Source organism: Gilvibacter sp. (assembly GCF_013214815.1).
GTDB lineage: Bacteria > Bacteroidota > Bacteroidia > Flavobacteriales > Flavobacteriaceae > Gilvibacter.
In genome coordinates this window covers 1-16,559 of the sequence record NZ_JABSPU010000059.1, presented here as the reverse complement: position 1 = coordinate 16,559, position 16,559 = coordinate 1, and the positions used below count along the sequence as shown (strand labels likewise).

15 protein-coding genes and 1 pseudogene are annotated in these 16,559 nt (G+C 43.4%); 8 read left to right on the top strand and 8 right to left on the bottom strand.

What is annotated here, in order from left to right; genetic code table 11:
* The 3 genes and pseudogenes from HRT75_RS11340 to HRT75_RS11330 all read right to left on the bottom strand — a co-directional run.
* Positions 1–290: pseudogene (locus HRT75_RS11340) on the bottom strand (class I SAM-dependent rRNA methyltransferase); the annotation flags it as partial.
* A gap of 6 nt (positions 291–296) precedes the next feature.
* Positions 297–785: a 3-hydroxyacyl-ACP dehydratase FabZ family protein gene (locus tag HRT75_RS11335; RefSeq protein ID WP_366665061.1), complete on the bottom strand. Its 489-nt coding sequence runs from the start codon at positions 783–785 to the stop codon at positions 297–299.
* Between the two features lie 16 nt (positions 786–801).
* Positions 802–2,808 (bottom strand): dehydrogenase E1 component subunit alpha/beta, encoded by a 2,007-nt coding sequence (locus HRT75_RS11330; RefSeq protein ID WP_291186674.1) that lies wholly within the window; start codon positions 2,806–2,808, stop codon positions 802–804.
* A 166-nt stretch (positions 2,809–2,974) separates the two neighbouring features.
* On the opposite strand from HRT75_RS11330, the gene HRT75_RS11325 reads away from it, so the two are divergent.
* The 4 genes from HRT75_RS11325 to HRT75_RS11310 are packed head-to-tail and all read left to right on the top strand — an operon-like array spanning position 2,975 to position 6,012.
* Positions 2,975–3,925: a 2-oxoglutarate and iron-dependent oxygenase domain-containing protein gene (locus HRT75_RS11325; RefSeq protein WP_291186671.1), complete on the top strand. Its 951-nt coding sequence runs from the start codon at positions 2,975–2,977 to the stop codon at positions 3,923–3,925.
* Positions 3,926–4,258 (top strand): translation initiation factor, encoded by a 333-nt coding sequence (locus HRT75_RS11320; protein ID WP_291186668.1) that lies wholly within the window; start codon positions 3,926–3,928, stop codon positions 4,256–4,258. It begins immediately after the preceding gene.
* A 12-nt stretch (positions 4,259–4,270) separates the two neighbouring features.
* Complete coding sequence (locus HRT75_RS11315) at positions 4,271–5,140, top strand: nucleoside phosphorylase (protein ID WP_291186666.1); 870 nt, start codon at positions 4,271–4,273, stop codon at positions 5,138–5,140.
* Entirely contained in the window at positions 5,137–6,012 is an 876-nt protein-coding gene (locus HRT75_RS11310; RefSeq protein ID WP_291186663.1) for a substrate-binding domain-containing protein, read from the top strand. Before HRT75_RS11315 ends, HRT75_RS11310 begins: the two co-directional genes overlap by 4 nt.
* A gap of 228 nt (positions 6,013–6,240) precedes the next feature.
* Here HRT75_RS11310 and ung read toward each other — a convergent pair whose 3' ends face one another.
* The gene (gene ung, locus HRT75_RS11305) at positions 6,241–6,906 is read right to left on the bottom strand and encodes a uracil-DNA glycosylase (protein ID WP_291186661.1); all 666 of its coding nucleotides are present in this window, start codon (positions 6,904–6,906) and stop codon (positions 6,241–6,243) included.
* Between the two features lie 52 nt (positions 6,907–6,958).
* On the opposite strand from ung, the gene HRT75_RS11300 reads away from it, so the two are divergent.
* The 3 genes from HRT75_RS11300 (at position 6,959) to HRT75_RS11290 (ending at position 11,856) form a co-directional block, all read left to right on the top strand.
* Positions 6,959–9,130, top strand: a complete 2,172-nt coding sequence (locus tag HRT75_RS11300; RefSeq protein WP_291186659.1) for a DNA mismatch repair protein MutS — start codon at positions 6,959–6,961, stop codon at positions 9,128–9,130.
* Positions 9,127–9,534 carry a thiol-disulfide oxidoreductase DCC family protein gene (locus HRT75_RS11295; protein ID WP_291186656.1) on the top strand — a complete coding sequence of 136 codons (408 nt, stop codon included), beginning with the start codon at positions 9,127–9,129 and terminating at the stop codon, positions 9,532–9,534. Before HRT75_RS11300 ends, HRT75_RS11295 begins: the two co-directional genes overlap by 4 nt.
* A gap of 108 nt (positions 9,535–9,642) precedes the next feature.
* Complete coding sequence (locus HRT75_RS11290; RefSeq protein ID WP_291186654.1) at positions 9,643–11,856, top strand: mucoidy inhibitor MuiA family protein; 2,214 nt, start codon at positions 9,643–9,645, stop codon at positions 11,854–11,856.
* A 26-nt stretch (positions 11,857–11,882) separates the two neighbouring features.
* Here the strand turns inward: HRT75_RS11290 and HRT75_RS11285 are convergent, their stop codons facing one another.
* From HRT75_RS11285 to gshB, 3 genes are read right to left on the bottom strand one after another with little or no spacing between them, the layout of a single operon-like run.
* Entirely contained in the window at positions 11,883–13,040 is a 1,158-nt protein-coding gene (locus tag HRT75_RS11285; RefSeq protein WP_291186651.1) for a flavohemoglobin expression-modulating QEGLA motif protein, read from the bottom strand.
* Positions 13,041–13,043: 3 nt separating this feature from the next.
* Positions 13,044–13,874: an N-formylglutamate amidohydrolase gene (locus tag HRT75_RS11280; RefSeq protein WP_291186649.1), complete on the bottom strand. Its 831-nt coding sequence runs from the start codon at positions 13,872–13,874 to the stop codon at positions 13,044–13,046.
* Entirely contained in the window at positions 13,874–14,902 is a 1,029-nt protein-coding gene (gene gshB, locus HRT75_RS11275) for a glutathione synthase (protein ID WP_291186645.1), read from the bottom strand. The genes HRT75_RS11280 and gshB overlap by 1 nt, the downstream gene beginning before the upstream one ends.
* Before the next feature lie 121 nt (positions 14,903–15,023).
* On the opposite strand from gshB, the gene HRT75_RS11270 reads away from it, so the two are divergent.
* Positions 15,024–15,836, top strand: a complete 813-nt coding sequence (locus HRT75_RS11270; protein ID WP_291186642.1) for a mechanosensitive ion channel domain-containing protein — start codon at positions 15,024–15,026, stop codon at positions 15,834–15,836.
* Positions 15,837–15,889: 53 nt separating this feature from the next.
* Here the strand turns inward: HRT75_RS11270 and HRT75_RS11265 are convergent.
* Positions 15,890–16,559: hypothetical protein (locus tag HRT75_RS11265; protein ID WP_291186640.1), on the bottom strand; the 670-nt coding region annotated here is incomplete at its 5' end.

The window sequence follows — 16,559 nt, the reverse complement described above, 5'->3', positions numbered from 1 at the left end:
GCATAGGCTTCGGCTATTCTTGTTTTGAAGAAATCTCGATCAATATTGGCGCCTTTCCCGCTGTGTAGAAGTTTGATTCTAATGGCCGACTCCAAATCAAAATACCCTAAACCAATCAGTTTATCAGTATGGTTGTCGTAGATCACGGCCAGATCGCCCGTTACGGGCTCTGGACTCGCCTTTGCAATAGATTCGTGAAATATCCAAGGATGTCCTTGTTTAACGCTGCGTTGTGCTGCCTTATTGAGTTTTACCGCAATGCGTCTGGATTGGAATTGGGCGGCAGACATAAGGCCTTAAGATTTCATCTTAGAATGCGGAAAGATCACTCCGCTAATGGTTCCCTTACAAGCAATTTTCCCATCCTCTTTATGCATGATCACTTCACACTTCAGTTTGTTGAATCGGTAATAGACTAAAGTAGACTGAACACTCACCTTATCTCCTGGAAACACTGGGGTTTTAAAGTCAATATAGGTGTCTGCCAAAGCGATACTTACATCAATAGGTTCTGGATTAACCATACGGATACGCGCCCCGGGATGATCCAAATTATACAAATAGATCCCAAAGGCAACCACGCCTATTTGCGCCATGCATTCAGTGAGTATAACCCCTGGAGTAATTGGGAACTCTGGAAAGTGTCCTTTATAAAAATAGGAATCCTCTGGAAAGGTATAATGTCCTGAGGCTCCATTATCATCTACACTTAGCAGTTCATCCACAAACAAAAAGGGATGGCTGTAGGGTAAACATTCTTGGATCTCAGCAGGAGTCATTGCCATAGCTTGTAATTATTAGTTAATATGCCAAAAGCTTGTCTATGGCAGTGTTGAGGCGTTGTTGGGGTAAATAATTCTTTTCTAGTGCTCCGGCAAAAGGAATGGGCGTTTCTAAACTGGCCACACGAACAATTGGGCCATCCAAATGCTCAAAGCAATGTTCGGCAATTAATGCTGATATATCTGAAGCAATACCACCAAACATGGAATCCTCTTGCAGCAACAAGACTTTACCGGTGCGTTTTACGGATTCATAAATGGCTTCAGTATCTAAAGGCTGTAGGGTTCTTAAGTCAATAAGATCGATGGAAACCTCAGGGCGTTGTTGAATTTCATGCAAAGCCCAATGCACTCCGGCACCATAGGTTATAATGCTGATATCCGTTCCCTCGTTGAGTTGCGCTGCCTTGCCAATAGGAAGTGTGTAATAATCAGTTGGAACCTCTTGCCTAATGCTTCTATACAAGGCCTTGTGTTCAAAGAACATCACCGGGTTTGGATCTTCAATGGCCGTGGCCAACAATCCCTTTGCATCCGCAGGAAAAGCAGGATAAACTACTTTAAGTCCTGGAGTATGCGTAAACCAGGCTTCATTGGTTTGACTGTGGAAGGGTCCTGCTCCAACTCCAGCGCCGCAAGGCATGCGTACCACAACATCTGCAGCTTGAGCCCATCGGTAATGGGATTTTGCCAAATAATTGACAATTGGGTTAAAGCCTGAGGTCACAAAATCTGCAAATTGCATTTCCATAACCGCTTTATGATCGTTAATGGCCAAGCCCATACTGGCAGAAACAATGGCAGATTCGCAAATAGGCGTATTGCGAACACGTCCTTTCCCAAACTGCTCTAAAAAGCCTTCGGTGATTTTAAAAACCCCGCCGTATTCGGCTATGTCTTGCCCCATGATCACTAAATTCTCATGGCGTTCCATACTTTGCTTTAAGCCTTGTGCAATGGCATCGACAAAACGGATTTCTTCGGTATTTGAATTTTTTTCAATATGTTGGTAATCAAATGATTTAAACACATCATTTAATTCATTACTCTCAGTTGAACTTATAGCCTCTTCTCCAAAGGCAATGTCCAAATTCTCATTGATCTCCTGAACAATTTCGTCTTTAAAGCTGTTGATTTGCGTCTCGGTCAAAATACCTTCAGCCTGCAGAAAAGCAGCAAAGTTTTCAACGGGATCCTTAGCCGCCCAAGTGTCCATCAATTCTTTTGGGACGTATTTGGTTCCACTAGCTTCCTCATGCCCGCGCATTCTAAAGGTCTTGAACTCTACTAATACCGGACGTGGGTTCTCCCGCATATCATCCGTAATGGCTTTTAGCTGTTTGTATACTTCAAGGATATTATTGCCCTCAATAATGTGAGCCTCCATACCGTAGCCTTTTCCGCGATCGGCCAAATGCTCACAATTGTATTGTTCAGAAGTTGGTGTAGAAAGTCCGTAGCCGTTGTTTTCAATACAGAATAATACGGGCAAACTCCAAACAGAGGCTACATTCAAGGCCTCGTGTATATCTCCCTCACTGGTTCCTCCTTCTCCAGTAAATACCGCGCAAATCTGCTTATTCTCTTTGAGTAAATTTCCGAGGGCAATGCCATCAGCAACGCCAAACTGTGGTCCTAAGTGGGAGATCATCCCTACGATCTTATACTGCTGCGTTCCAAAGTGAAAACTGCGGTCTCTTCCTTTGGTAAAACCACTGGCTTTTCCTTGCCACTGCGCAAATAGACGATGTAATGGAATCTCACGCGTAGTAAATACACCCAAATTGCGGTGCATGGGAAGGATGTATTCTTCCTTGGATAAAACAGAAGCGACTCCAACAGAAATAGCCTCTTGACCTATACCACTGAACCATTTGGATATCTTACCTTGTCTTAATAAGATAAGCATCTTTTCCTCGATCAGGCGAGGTTTTAACATGCGTTTGTATAAGGAGATCAGGGTTTCGTTATCGAGTCCATCGATCGAATAATCAAAAGGTATGCTATGCTCTGCAGTAGATTTCATAGGTGATTTCTTCTGGTCAAATGTAGAAAAATTAAGTCGATGCATCACAGCGCTTTTGATTTATTTTGGCCGAATCGATCCGAGATATAAAATCGAGCTAAAGCCCCATTATTTAACGAATGAGCGGGAATTTTGATATATTTGTACTCGCAATTAATCCACTGACATGAACAATATTCCAAGCGTTGATCTGGCTGACTTTTTATCAGAAGATCCAACTCGAAAACAACAGTTTGTAGATCAAATCGGAACCGCTTATGAAGAAATCGGTTTTGTCTCTTTAAAGAACCACTTCCTCACTGATGAACTGGTTGATCAGCTTTACAAACAAGTAAAGACCTTTTTTGCCCTACCTCTGGAGACCAAGCAACAGTATGAAATTGAAGGTCTTGGTGGGCAGCGCGGTTATATTTCTTTTGGAAAAGAACACGCTAAAGGCAGAAAGAAAGGAGACTTAAAAGAGTTTTGGCACTTTGGTCAAGAACCAAGCGCCGATGCTAATTTAATTGAAGAATACCCCGATAACGTACAGGTCAGCGAACTTCCTGAGTTTAACGCAACTGGGATGGAGGCCTACCGTATGCTAGAAAAGACTGGAATATATGTTCTACGAGCTTTGGCCTTATATATTGGTGTGGATGAGCATTATTTTGATCACTGGGCCAGCAATGGAAACAGCATCCTAAGACCCATCCACTACCCTCCCATTACTGAAGAGCCGGATGGTGCCGTACGAGCAGGTGCACACGGGGACATCAACTTGATTACCCTATTGATGGGAGCTTCCACAGGAGGTTTACAAGTACTTCGCAAAGATGGAGAATGGATCGATGCTATCCCAAATGAAGACGAATTGGTGATCAATGTGGGCGATATGTTGGAAAGACATACCAATAATAAATTGCGCTCTACCATTCACCGCGTGGTGAATCCACCTAAGGAACAATGGGATCAGCCTCGCTATTCCATTCCATTTTTTATGCACCCGAGAAGCGATATGCGTCTGGATTGCATGCCAGAATGTGTGGATGAGCAGCACCCCAAAGCCTTTGACGACATTACCGCTGGAGAGTTTTTGCACGAACGCTTGGTGGATATTGGCCTAATTAAGAAGTAAATGGATCTGCAAGACCAATTAAAGAATTTGTTCCCGGATCACGTTCCGCAGCCCAGTGAAGACAAGGGCAATCAACCAAAACCAGAATTTTGGATTCAGGACGAGCCCCTGCTTTGCAAATACGAAAAACGTCGCGGTAAGCCCACAACCATCATAGCGGGTTATACCGGTGCCGCTTCTGATTTCAAACTCTTGGCCAAAAAGATCAAACAGTTGCTCAGTGTTGGTGGGGGTATTAAAGACGAACAGATCATTATTCAAGGTGATTATCGGGATAAGATCATGGAGTTTTTGAAAGCTCAAGGTTTCCAAGTAAAACGCGTTGGCGGATAATTATTGAAGACTATGGATATTCCAGAATCGGAATTGGTTCTAAACCCCGACGGCAGCGTATACCACCTCCACTTAAAGCCAGAGGATATTGCCTCTACGATCATCACTGTTGGTGACCCAGAGCGCGTCTCAAAAGTCTCTGCACATTTTGATTCCATTCGCTTTAAAACCAATAAGCGCGAGTTTGTAACTCATACGGGGACCTATCTCGGAAAGGAACTCACCGTGATCTCTACAGGGATAGGCACGGACAATATAGATATTGTGCTCACGGAATTAGACGCACTGGTCAATATCGACCTAAAAACACGTAAGGTAAAAGACACCCATACTTCTTTAGACATTGTGCGTATTGGTACCTGCGGAGGGCTACAGGAAGACATTCCGCTGGATTCTTTAGTAGTGAGCGCAAACGCAATTGGCTTTGACAATTTTGTTTACTTCTACGACCATCAAGGGCGTTTCAATACATCATTAAGCCAATCATTTATGAAGGCTTCTCAATGGAGTGCTCCCCTCTCCGATCCTTATTGCGTTGCCGCTGATGCCACGCTATTGGATCGTTTTGTTCATGCGGGCTTCCAAGCTGGAATAACGGTGACCAATGTAGGTTTCTACGGGCCACAAGGCAGAAGTTTGCGTATTCCATTGGCACAACCAGAACTCAACGGGGCCATGAAAGCCTTTGAATTTGAAGGCAAACGCATTTTGAACTTGGAGATGGAAACTGCTGGTATTTATGCCATGGCAGAACTATTGGGGCACAAGGCATTATCGCTCAATGTGATCTTGGCCAATAGAGAATTGGAAACATTTAGTAAGGATGCCGGGGCCGCTATCGACCGATTGATAGCTATTGCCTTAAATGAATTAGCAAGATGACGAATTTAAAGATCGGAGGAGTTCCAGAACATTTTAACCTGCCTTGGTATTTAACCTTACGTGAAAAGGCGTACTATCCAGAGGGAATCAATTTGCGTTGGCAAGACTTTCCAGGTGGTACTGGCGCCATGTGCAAAGCGCTGAGAGAAGGCTCCATAGACATGGCTGTGATCTTAACAGAGGGTATCATTGCAGATATTGCCAAAGGGAATCCTTCTAAGATCGTTCAGGTATTTGTTTCTTCTCCTTTGCGTTGGGGTATTCACGTGGCTGCGGAGTCAGAATATCAAAGCGTTGAAGATCTCAAGGGAACCAAGGCAGCGATCAGCCGATTTGGCTCAGGTTCTCACTTAATGGCCTATGTACATGCCCAACAAGAGGGATGGGATTTGGAAAAAGACCTTGATTTTGAACTGGTAAAAAATTTAAGTGGCGCTTTGGAAAAGTTACCTCAAGGTATTGGTGACTATTTCATGTGGGAGAAATTCACTACCAAACCCTATGTAGATTCTGGACTCTTTAGAATTGTTGGCGAATGCCCAACTCCCTGGCCTTGCTTTGTAATCGCGGTCCGTGAGGAACTCCTGGATAATCAACCGGAACTGGTTCGTGCCATTCTGGAGATTATCAACACTACTACTTATGAGTTTAAGCAAATTCCAGCCATTGACAGAATGCTGGCTAACCGCTACGATCAAAAACTGGAAGACATTCAATTGTGGTTGTCTCAGACCCAATGGAGTCAACAAAATTTGACGCAAGAGCAGGTCGCACAGGTTCAGGATCAGCTTTTAAAGCTCGATCTCATTGAAGAAAAGATAGAAACTGACAGAATTCTTTTTGATCTAAACTACACGTTTTCAGCTGAGTAAAGCTATAATTTAAACAGACACAGTCTTTTTTTTAAACTTTTTTTGGGCTTCAGCGCAACCCTTTAGGAAATCCCGCATCTAATTAGAGACTAATTAACAATTGAGGGATGACTTACTTCTTGATCATATTAGGCGGATTACTTCTGACCAACTTCCTATTACTTCAGTTCTCTTGTAACGACTGTAGCGAAGTGGAGGTTCCAGAGGAGGAATAATCAACCATCGCCATTACCAGTTAATGGGAGCCTTTCCCCGGGTTTCCAAATAGTCGTTTGTTTTACTAAAATGTTTATTGCCAAACCAATAGCCTCGGTTCGCACTGAGTGGTGAAGGATGTCCTGTTTCCATCACTAAATGCTGATCACGGTTAATTTTACGGCCTTTCTTTTTGGCGTAACCGCCCCAGAGCAGAAATACAAGTCCTTCTCGTTTATCATTCAAATGTTGAATCACAGCATCGGTGAATTGTTCCCAACCTTTATTCTGATGAGAACCCGCTTGATGAGCTCTAACCGTCAAAGTTGCGTTGAGTAAAAGGATTCCCTGGTCGGCCCAATGTTTTAGATTGCCGCGATTCGGCGCCGTGAAATCAATATCCGACTCCAATTCCTTGTAAATATTGACCAAAGATGGTGGAATGGCAATTCCTGATGGGACCGAAAAGCATAGGCCTTCAGCCTGACCAGGCCCGTGATAAGGGTCTTGACCAATGATCACCACTTTGACCTGGTCAAAGGGAGTAGCATTAAAGGCGTTGAAAATTAGTTTACCCGGTGGATAACACGTATGCTGCTGATATTCGCTGCGGACAAAATCGGTCAAAGACTTGAAATAGTCTTTTTCAAATTCAGCTTCTAATACAGAAGACCAACTGGGTTCGATTTTTACCTGCATAATGCGTATTTTTATAGCCTTTTAAAACACGAATTTACAATATAATCTCAAGGTGGTTTCAATACCTAAAAAGACATTAGAAGATCTCGAGTTTCCGCAAATGCTGGAGCATATTGCCGAGGGTTGTATCACCGCTTCTGGTAAAGAAGCCGTCGGTGCTTTGCAGCCTTTTAAGAGCAAAGCCCCTGCACTTGTGGCCTTAGAACAGACGCGAGAATTCTTGGCTTCGCTCAGTGGAGACAACCGTATTCCCAATCACGGTTTTGATTCTATAGACCGGGAAATCCATCTTTTGGATATTGAAAATAGCCAGATAGAACTCGAAGGCTTTAGAAAGATCGCAGCGCAGATCGCCACTATTGACACCTTGCAACGCTTTTTAAAAAAGAATAGAGAGTTCTATGTTGAACTGCACGATCAAGCCGAGGCTGTGGTACTATGCGTTCATTTAAAGGCCGCAATTGATCAAGTAGTTGACAGACATGGCTTGATCAAGGACGATGCCTCAGAGCAGCTCTTTGAGGTCCGTAAGCGCCTCAAGCACGTACGTGGGCAGATCAGCAGTTCCTTTAATCGCGCTTTGACTGCTGCGATCAAAAGTGACCATTTGGATGAGATTCGTGAAAGTGTTGTGGAAGGCAAACGTGTATTGGCGGTAAAAGCCATGCACCGCAGAAAGGTAAAAGGCGTAGTTGTAGGGAGTTCTAAAACAGGAAGTATTGTTTATATGGAACCTCGAGCTACTTTAGAATACGAGAACGAACTCAGCAACCTGCTCTATGAAGAAGCCGAGGCTATTAAAAAGATTCTCAAGGAACTCACCGACCTGCACCGCCCTTCATTAGAAGATCTACGAGATGGTCAGTCTTATTTGACACAGATCGATGTGCTCTATGCCAAGGCCAAATACGCCTTGTCCATTAACGCTTGCAAGCCTAGAATTGCCGGTGAAAAGCAGTTGATACTCAAGGATGCCTACCATCCGCTTTTATTGGTCAGCAATGCCAAGCGAAAGGAGAAGACCATTCCGCAGACTTTGAGTTTGACCAATGACAAACGCATCATTGTGATCTCTGGGCCTAATGCTGGGGGAAAGAGTATTACCTTAAAAACAGTCGGCTTGTTACAGCTCATGTTGCAGTCTGGAATTTTAGTTCCAGTGGATCCGACCAGTAGTTTTGGTTGGTTTGACCGGGTTTTGAGTGATATTGGAGACAATCAGTCCATTGACAATCACTTGAGTACCTACAGCTACCGACTCAAGCAAATGAACTACTTCCTCAAGAAATGCAACGGAAAGACCTTATTCCTGATCGATGAGTTTGGAACCGGATCTGATCCAGAACTAGGAGGAGCTTTGGCAGAAACCTTTTTGGAAGAGTTCTATGAGCGTGAGGCTTTTGGAATCATAACCACCCACTATACCAATCTCAAGCTGTTGGCCAGTGAATTGCCGCATGCCTTGAATGCCAATATGCAGTTTGATCCTAAGTCGCTAGAGCCGCTTTATACCCTTTTTACAGGAGAAGCGGGAAGTTCTTACACCTTTGAGGTCGCTCAAAAGAACGGAATCCCCTATGGACTCATCAATCGGGCTAAAAAGAAAATCGCTGCCGGAAAGGTTCGCTTTGACAAGACCATTGCCAATCTGCAAAAAGAACGCTCGGAGATCCGCAAAACCACGGCCAGTTTAAAATCCGAAGCAGAAAAGGCCAAAGAAGAAACCCGTCAGCTGGAAGAAACCCAGCAAAAAGTACAACAGAAGCTAGAGCGCTATCAAGAACTCTTTGATAGCCAACAGCGCATGATCCAATTGGGAAAAAAGATCGATGCTATTGCGGCTTCTTTTGCCAACCACAAACGCAAACGCCAGCTCATTGACGAAATCATGAAGTTGGTCGCTGTGGAGAATGCCAAGCGCAAACCCGTCAATAAACCTAAAGCTCCAGCGAAGAAAAAGGAAGACAAGGCTAAAAAGCATCAGCTTAAAGAAGAGGTAGAAAAAGAGATGGCGGTGATTCGCAAGCGCAAAAAGAAAGAAAAAGCGCAGCAAACCAAGCAAGAGGCCGCCAAACCTAAGGTACTGCCAAAGATTGGAGACCGCGTGCGCATGATCGATGGCAAAGCCATTGGAACCTTAGATTCCATTGAAAAAGATACCGCTGTAGTGAATTACGGTATCTTTACGACTAAAGTATCGGTAACCCAATTGGAGAAAGTATGAGTCAGGCAGACGGACATAAAATAATTCTGTTTGATGGGGTTTGTAACCTCTGTAATGGCGCGGTGACCTATGTGATCAAACGCGACCCGAAAGACCGTTTTAGATTTGCTGCCTTGCAAAGTGATATTGGGCAAGCCTTAGTTGCCGAACACGGTATTGACACGGCTCAGGTAGATTCCATCATCCTCATAGATCAAGGTAAAGCCTACACCAAATCTTCTGCAGCCTTGCGTATTGCCAAATACATGAAGGGTGGGTATCCCCTGCTCTACGGCTTCATGATCATCCCGAACTTTATTAGAAATTGGGTGTATGACTTTATTGCGCGCAACCGCTATAAGTGGTATGGTAAAAAAGAGAGTTGTATGATCCCAACTCCTGAATTGAAGGCCAAATTTCTTTGATCCCTCATCCACTAGCGAGACAGGCTTAGTCAAAAGCACTGTTCAATCATTCTATCTTGTTGCCCCCTAATTCTCAGGCTAGTTTTACACAAACTAAAATGTATCGCCATGAGAAGAATTATACCTTTACTCCTAGTATTATTGAGCCTTTCGGGTTGGGCCACAGAAAAGAAACCGGTTGAAACTACAATAGAATCCGTAACTGTTTATCGCGAGGGTGCTACGGTAACTCGCAGCGGTAGTGTCTTTTTAAAAAGCGGTGAAAACAGCCTACTCTTAAAGGATCTTGCGCCAGATATTGACGAGAATTCCATCCAGATCTCCGGTCTGAACAACGCCAGTGTGCGTTCCATTCTCTATAGAATTGATTACCTGGAGAAAAAAGCGCCATCACAGACTTATCAAGCGCTTCAACTCAAACAAGATCAGATTGAGCGCTCCATTAAATTTATCAATAATACCGTTGCCGGTTATAAAGAAGAACTCAAGATCCTAGGAAAAAATCAAGTGATTCATGGAGATCAGAGCAATATCTCGATTGAACGCGTTAAAGAAATGACGCAGTATTACAGAGATCGCACCATCACCATCAATAATGAGTTGTTGAATCTTCAGTACGAGATTGACAGTTTAAAACTGATCAAAGTGGATCTATACCGAGAAATGACCGCATTGCAGACCGATAAGAATGAAAAGCGCGGAGTTATTGAATTTATTATCGATGCACCTGTAGCAACAGCAATTGAGCTAAGTGTGAGTTATACCGTCGCAACTGCGGGCTGGTACCCTACTTATGATATTCGCGCTACCAGCACTACGGCTCCTGTGGACATTCTTTACAAAGCCAATGTATATCAACAAACCGGTTCGGACTGGAAAGACATCAACCTGATCCTATCGACCGGAGATCCAACTACCAACAACACCAAACCTGTTTTATCACCTAAATACTTAAACTTTGGAGCTAGCTTTAGCAGCAGTTTACCTGCACAAAGCAGTGCTGTGAAGTACAATCCTACCATTCGAAAAGTAAGCGGAACCGTTGTGGATGATTCTGGGCTACCCTTACCTGGGGTAAATATCATTGAACAGAACACCTCCAACGGAACGCAAACCGATTTTGACGGGAATTATACGCTAAACATTCAAGGTGGACGTAATTTAGTCTATAGCTATATCGGTTTTGAATCTGTAGTGATTCCTATTCACGCTTCACGCATGGACCTACAAATGCAGGTAGATCCAGAAGCTTTAGAAGAAGTAGTCGTCATTGCTCAAGGTATTCGCAGAGAAGCAAAGGCCTTAGGGTATGCCGTATCAACCGTTACAGCAGACGATCTTGCAGGCTATAGTCAATACGGAGTTGCCAGCGCATTGAGTGGCAAAGCATCTGGTGTTAATATTACCGCGCAAAGCGGAGTTAGTGGAAGCGCGACTAGTGTGGTTATTAGAGGCTACAGCAGCCTTACCGGATCTGATAAGGCCTTGTTCATTATTGATGGGATCCCTTACAGTTCAGATGCTTTGAATTTAGAAGGGAGTCTAGGATCCACAAGCTTTTTAAACATACAGCCTGAGGATATTGTTGACGTGAACGTCCTGAAAGGAAATGCAGCGGCCACGCTTTATGGAACCGCCGGGCGCAACGGTGTGGTGGTGATCACTACCAAGTCTGGGGAAGGCTTGACGGGCGTTGGGAATGTGAAATTTGCCGGCTTAACTACCATGCGTTTTGAGATTCCAAAGTCGCACACCATCAATTCAGATGCTAAGATCACCGCGATTGATCTGGATAAATTTGAATTGGCTGCAGACTTCAGTTATTATGCCGCTCCTGGGCTTAATGAAAATGTATTTCTAACGGCAAAGATCAAGAATTGGGAAGCTTATGATCTTTTGCAAGGAGAAGCCAATATCTACTTTGATGGGAACTTTGCAGGAAAGACGCTTATCAATCCAAATGTGGCTAGCAAGGGAATTCAAGTTTCCTTAGGGCCAGACAATGCCATTGTCATTGCACGTAAGGAGAAGCAGAATTTTAAAAGCAAGTCCTTCTTGGGTGGAAATCGAGTACTGGATCGCGCTTATGAGATCACGGTAAAGAACAACAAACCTATTGATGTGGAGTTGATCATTGAAGATCGAATCCCGATCTCTCAAAACAAAGAGATCAAGGTTGAAGATATGGCCTATGGCGATGGAAAGTACAATGAACAGACAGGAATCATACGTTGGACTTTAAAACTGCCGCCGAAAGCTACGGGAGAAAAGAGCTTTAGCTTTACCGTAAAACACCCAAAAGAAGAAATGATCAATCTCTAAAAAGAAAGGCCCCGAGCGGGCCTTTTTTATTTTAAGTTCTGTAAGATGAAATCGATCTTGGTATTGGTGTTGTCATTCTTTTCAAAAGCGTGATTATGGTACTTTGGCCCTAGCGCAATCCCTTCTTTAAGCCACAGATCAATGAGCGGTTTATTCTCTAAGGTCACTTTACCGGTGAGTAAGGTATTGAGATCTTCTCCGCGGTGATAGAAATCATAGATCTTCTTCAAACCTGTCAAGTAAAGATAATCTTTGGTATATCCGCCACCGCGATGCACGCGTAAAGCTATAGAGAAGGCTTCATCCTTATTGAGTTTATACTGGGCATAAAGCAGATCAAAGGTGTCGCAGAAGTTATATCCTTTAAGCAGACTGTCTACCGCTAAAACGCGATACGCGAGCTCTTTTAAACGATACAGCGTTAAGCAATCACTCATATACTCGCTCATTACCGCCAAGCCTTCTTGAGTCTCCACATTGTTTGGAAAGCCGTTAAAGAAAAGCTGAACGGGTTGTCGCATTCCGTTAAAGGTGGTCACCATATGTACCCCGATCTCGTGATTGGCCAATACTTTAAGCTGATTGGCACTAAAGCGGTGATTCTTTTTCAAAACCAAGGTCTGGGTATTGTTCAGCACCATGGCCGCGGCACTTAGTTTAGTGCTCAGCTTGATCTTGAATTTAAAGTCGTAGCGTTTGGTGAATTCTTTAAAATAGGCTTCAGCCTCTTCTACCCCATAGACGGGGAACATTTCATTGTTGTAAACCTCGTCTTCAAAATGCAAAATAAAACGTGCATTTTCAACGTCTCTTTGTCTTGGCGTTCCAAAGCTACGGAGGGAATTGTAATAGAATTTCTTCCCTTGCCCAATGGTCTCAATACATTTAATCAGTGCAGAGTATTCATCAATTACTTCTTTGTAAAAGCTGTAACTGGCCTGATCTTCTAACTCATCGATCTTTATGGAATAGAGTTCGCGCTGCAACAAATGCGGATCAAAATCGATCTTGCGATAGCGAAAGTTTGGTTCCAAATTGTAGCGATGCGCAAAGAACTGTCGCTTTTGATCTTCTATATTGATCGGATTGACATAGTTCAACAATTCAATCTTACGCACCAATTTGTGCAATTGCTGATCTATTTCAAATAACTTCGGATGGGTCTCTTTTAGGGAATCAATCATAAATTAACGCGAAAATTCATTGTAAAAGGCCGTAGCATGGGCCTTTACGCGGTCTCTCATCTGCTCTTCGATCGCGTGTACTACCTCGGGATAAATGATCTGTTTGAGCTCATCACAATAGATCTTTTTGTATTCCGTGGCCAGTACTAAAGTATTGTCAAAATGTTGGGTAATGTATTTTAAAAAGTAGCCATTACCTTCAAAGGTGTCGTTGATCTTGGAGGTCGCTTCTATTCCGCATGGGATAACCAGCTCGCTCAAACTCACACGCCATGATTCAACATGTGCGCCAAAACGATCGTTATCAATGTTTTTAGTACCTAAATTGATCACAGGCACTTCCCGATCCCAGCGACGCCAATTGTAAGAGTGCATATCATAGACAATCACACTTTTGTGCTTGCGCTCCAATTGATCGATCAAAGCTTGGACCACTCGATAGAAATTGTGGTGCTTGTCAAGGCTTCGTTGCTTCATGTTGGGATCCAAAGGAGCTCTCCAAAGCTTCTTCCCCCAAGCATCCTGATAGATAGCGGATTCTGGCGCGCGATTCAAATCGTACTCAAAACGCGAATCACAGCCGGCTATTACAATGGGGTGGCTAATGACCATATTCTTGGTCTCCGGATCTTCCTCGAACCAACGTTCGTATTCTGTATGCAGGCAATTGTCCCAAAGTTCTTCCCTAAATTGATGTCCATCGTGTACAGCGCCGCAAACGTAGGGCGCATAATCGTCGATCTTCAGGGTAAAAGAATAATCCTCCGCTACGGCATGAAAAGGCCGCTCCGCTTGGATGTGGGCTATAATTTGATCTACGCTGAGTCTTTCCATTAGGCTTCATCCACGTGTTTGCGCAGTTTGGTGCGGCGTTCAAACGCTTTTACGCGTTCTAAAACCTTATCCTCAACAAAGTCGATCACCTTTTCTTGCAGGCGTGATTTGTATACTTTGTTGATGTATGTAATTCCTCCAGGAGACATCACATTCACTTCAACCAGCTTGCCGTTGATCACATCGATCCCTACAAAATAAAGTCCGTCTTTGACCAATTTGGGTCCGATTCTACGGCAGAGTTCTTTTTCTTGCTTAGTTAGGCTGTGTTTTTGTACCGAACCACCAGCGCTCACATTAGAGCGGTGATCTTCTTCACCAGGCACGCGCTTCATGGCGCCAATTGGGCGTCCATTGAGTAAAAGGATTCTCACGTCTCCTTGATCTGCACCTTCAATATATTCTTGTAAAATTACATAGTTGGTCGTACCGTCATTGTTATCGATATAGAAGTCTAAAAGCGAGTTTATACTTAACATAGCGCGCTTCTCAATAAGGATGACACCAGATCCTCCAAAGCCATTCAAAGGTTTAAGGATCATCTTGTCCGGACCTTCCTTAATGATCTTTTTGAGGTATTCCTTGTTCTTGGTAACGTGCGTACGCGGAATGATCTCATTATTCTCATCCTCAAAAACCGCTGTGTAAAGCTTGTTATTAGCTCTGCGGATACCGTCCAAATCATTCATGATGAAAACATCATCCTTTACAGAATCCAAGAAGTTTAACATGATCATATCCAAAGGTGGATTCGATCTTAAAATGATCACGTCAAAACCGGCCAAAGGAAGCATCTCTTCATAGAGTTCCGTTTTGGCGTGGAAGGATTTTAAATTTTTAGAAACTCTTTCTGGACGCTTTATACAACGACAAAAGGCATAGGCCACACTGTCGCGAATGGTCAAATTAGCAGGCGTTGTTATGGCCGTACCGTGACCGCGGCGTACAAATTCATGAATGAGCGACAAGGTAGTGTCGTTCTCTGGGTCCATATCCTCCCAAGGATACATGATAAAACAAACATTCATAATTGGTTGGTGATTGAAGTTTATCGAACTTTTTTGCAATTTACATTGTAATGATATAAAAATTAAATGACTGCACTATGATTTTTCAAAAGCAATCGTACATTTACATAAAACATACACAATGGATACTGATAAAATTATAGATCAAGCTAGTGAATTAGCTACCGAATACGGCCTCAAGGTCATTGGAGCCATAGTGATATGGATCGTTGGATCCTGGATTATCAAAAGACTGCTGGGTTTGGCGCGCAGAGCCATGAACAAGTCGAGTTATGAGGAAAGTCTACAGAAATTCTTGTTGAATCTCTGCGGATGGATCCTAAAAGTATTACTCATTCTCGCGATTCTAGCCAACCTTGGAATTGAGACCACCTCTTTTGCTGCTGTATTAGCTGCAGCCGGTTTGGCCATAGGTATGGCACTTCAAGGCTCGCTTTCCAACTTTGCGGGTGGGGTGATGATCATGATCTTCAAACCGTTTAAAGTGGGAGATCTTATTGAAGGGCAAGGAGAACTCGGTGTGGTTAAGGAGATCGAGATCTTTACCACCAAACTGACGTCACCAGAAAACAAATTGATCATTGTTCCTAACGGAGCACTTTCTAATGGAAACATCATTAATTATTCTGCCGAAGGAACACTACAGATCCGTCACACTATTGGTGTTTCATATGATTCAGATATCAAACAGACCAAAGAGGTTCTAATGAAAGTACTGACCGATCAAGCAGAGGTTTTGAGCAATCCCGCTCCTACAGTAGACGTGTCTGAGCTTGCCGACAGCTCTGTTAACTTCGCTGTGCGTCCTTGGGTGAAGACCGAAGACTATTGGACGGTTTACTTCAACACCCTTGAAAACGCTAAGTTCGCTTTAGATGCTGCTGGTATTGAAATTCCTTACCCACATCAAGTGGAGATCCAAAAGCAGGGATAATTCAAATAGAATTGTAAAATTAAAAAAGGGCCTTAGCGGCCCTTTTTTTATGTTTAGTTACTGGTGATTCTTATGTTATCTATAGCGATGTCTTCATCGTCTGAGTTCAAATTAAAGGTAATTCGAATATCCAAGGTAGTCCCTGTTCCAGTAATGGGTGCGTTGAAGTTAGTCCACGTATCCGTGATCACGGTTCCGTCTCCTACTCCATCAAAATCAGTATCTAAGGCGGGTTGACTGTTAGAACCAGATGAAATATCAGCCTCGACAGCTAATAGATTTTGATAACCTCCACCATCAATTTGGTATTCTATTAAGAGTTGATCTCCTGTAGCATCCCAATCTTCATTGGCACCTTCGTCATCTTCCGCTATCAAAATATCCAATTCTAAATTGATGCCACCAGTAATATCAATCCCTGTAATGGTTAAAGTCTGATTACTCGTATAACCTGCTTGGCCGTCAATATCTTGAGCGGCAAAGAAAAAAGTCCCGTCTGGAGAACCTGAGAATGTCACTGCTTCAGATGCAGGAGTAAAAGCTAAATCAGACAACTGTGCACGTGAGAAATAGTCATCAAAGCCAGACCGAATAAACTCTGGATTGCTCAGGGCATAACGAACCCCAGCCCCGTCAGTCTCAAAAGATTCTGTATAAGGCAAAGCGTAAGAACCATCGTCATCCAAAATAGTCAAGGTATGTACCTCTGGTGTACCGATGGTC

Excerpts from the sequence above, each read along its gene's own strand:
- ung (WP_291186661.1), bottom strand. The coding sequence starts at position 6,906 with ATGCAGGTAAAAATCGAACCCAGTTGGTCTTCTGTATTAGAAGCTGAA.
- HRT75_RS11280 (WP_291186649.1), bottom strand. The coding sequence starts at position 13,874 with ATGGAAAGACTCAGCGTAGATCAAATTATAGCCCACATCCAAGCGGAG.
- HRT75_RS11330 (WP_291186674.1), bottom strand. The coding sequence starts at position 2,808 with ATGAAATCTACTGCAGAGCATAGCATACCTTTTGATTATTCGATCGAT.
- HRT75_RS11335 (WP_366665061.1), bottom strand. The coding sequence starts at position 785 with ATGGCAATGACTCCTGCTGAGATCCAAGAATGTTTACCCTACAGCCAT.
- HRT75_RS11270 (WP_291186642.1), top strand. The coding sequence starts at position 15,024 with ATGGATACTGATAAAATTATAGATCAAGCTAGTGAATTAGCTACCGAA.
- gshB (WP_291186645.1), bottom strand. The coding sequence starts at position 14,902 with ATGAATGTTTGTTTTATCATGTATCCTTGGGAGGATATGGACCCAGAG.
- HRT75_RS11295 (WP_291186656.1), top strand. The coding sequence starts at position 9,127 with ATGAGTCAGGCAGACGGACATAAAATAATTCTGTTTGATGGGGTTTGT.
- HRT75_RS11315 (WP_291186666.1), top strand. The coding sequence starts at position 4,271 with ATGGATATTCCAGAATCGGAATTGGTTCTAAACCCCGACGGCAGCGTA.
- HRT75_RS11285 (WP_291186651.1), bottom strand. The coding sequence starts at position 13,040 with ATGATTGATTCCCTAAAAGAGACCCATCCGAAGTTATTTGAAATAGAT.
- HRT75_RS11325 (WP_291186671.1), top strand. The coding sequence starts at position 2,975 with ATGAACAATATTCCAAGCGTTGATCTGGCTGACTTTTTATCAGAAGAT.
- HRT75_RS11320 (WP_291186668.1), top strand. The coding sequence starts at position 3,926 with ATGGATCTGCAAGACCAATTAAAGAATTTGTTCCCGGATCACGTTCCG.
- HRT75_RS11290 (WP_291186654.1), top strand. The coding sequence starts at position 9,643 with ATGAGAAGAATTATACCTTTACTCCTAGTATTATTGAGCCTTTCGGGT.
- HRT75_RS11310 (WP_291186663.1), top strand. The coding sequence starts at position 5,137 with ATGACGAATTTAAAGATCGGAGGAGTTCCAGAACATTTTAACCTGCCT.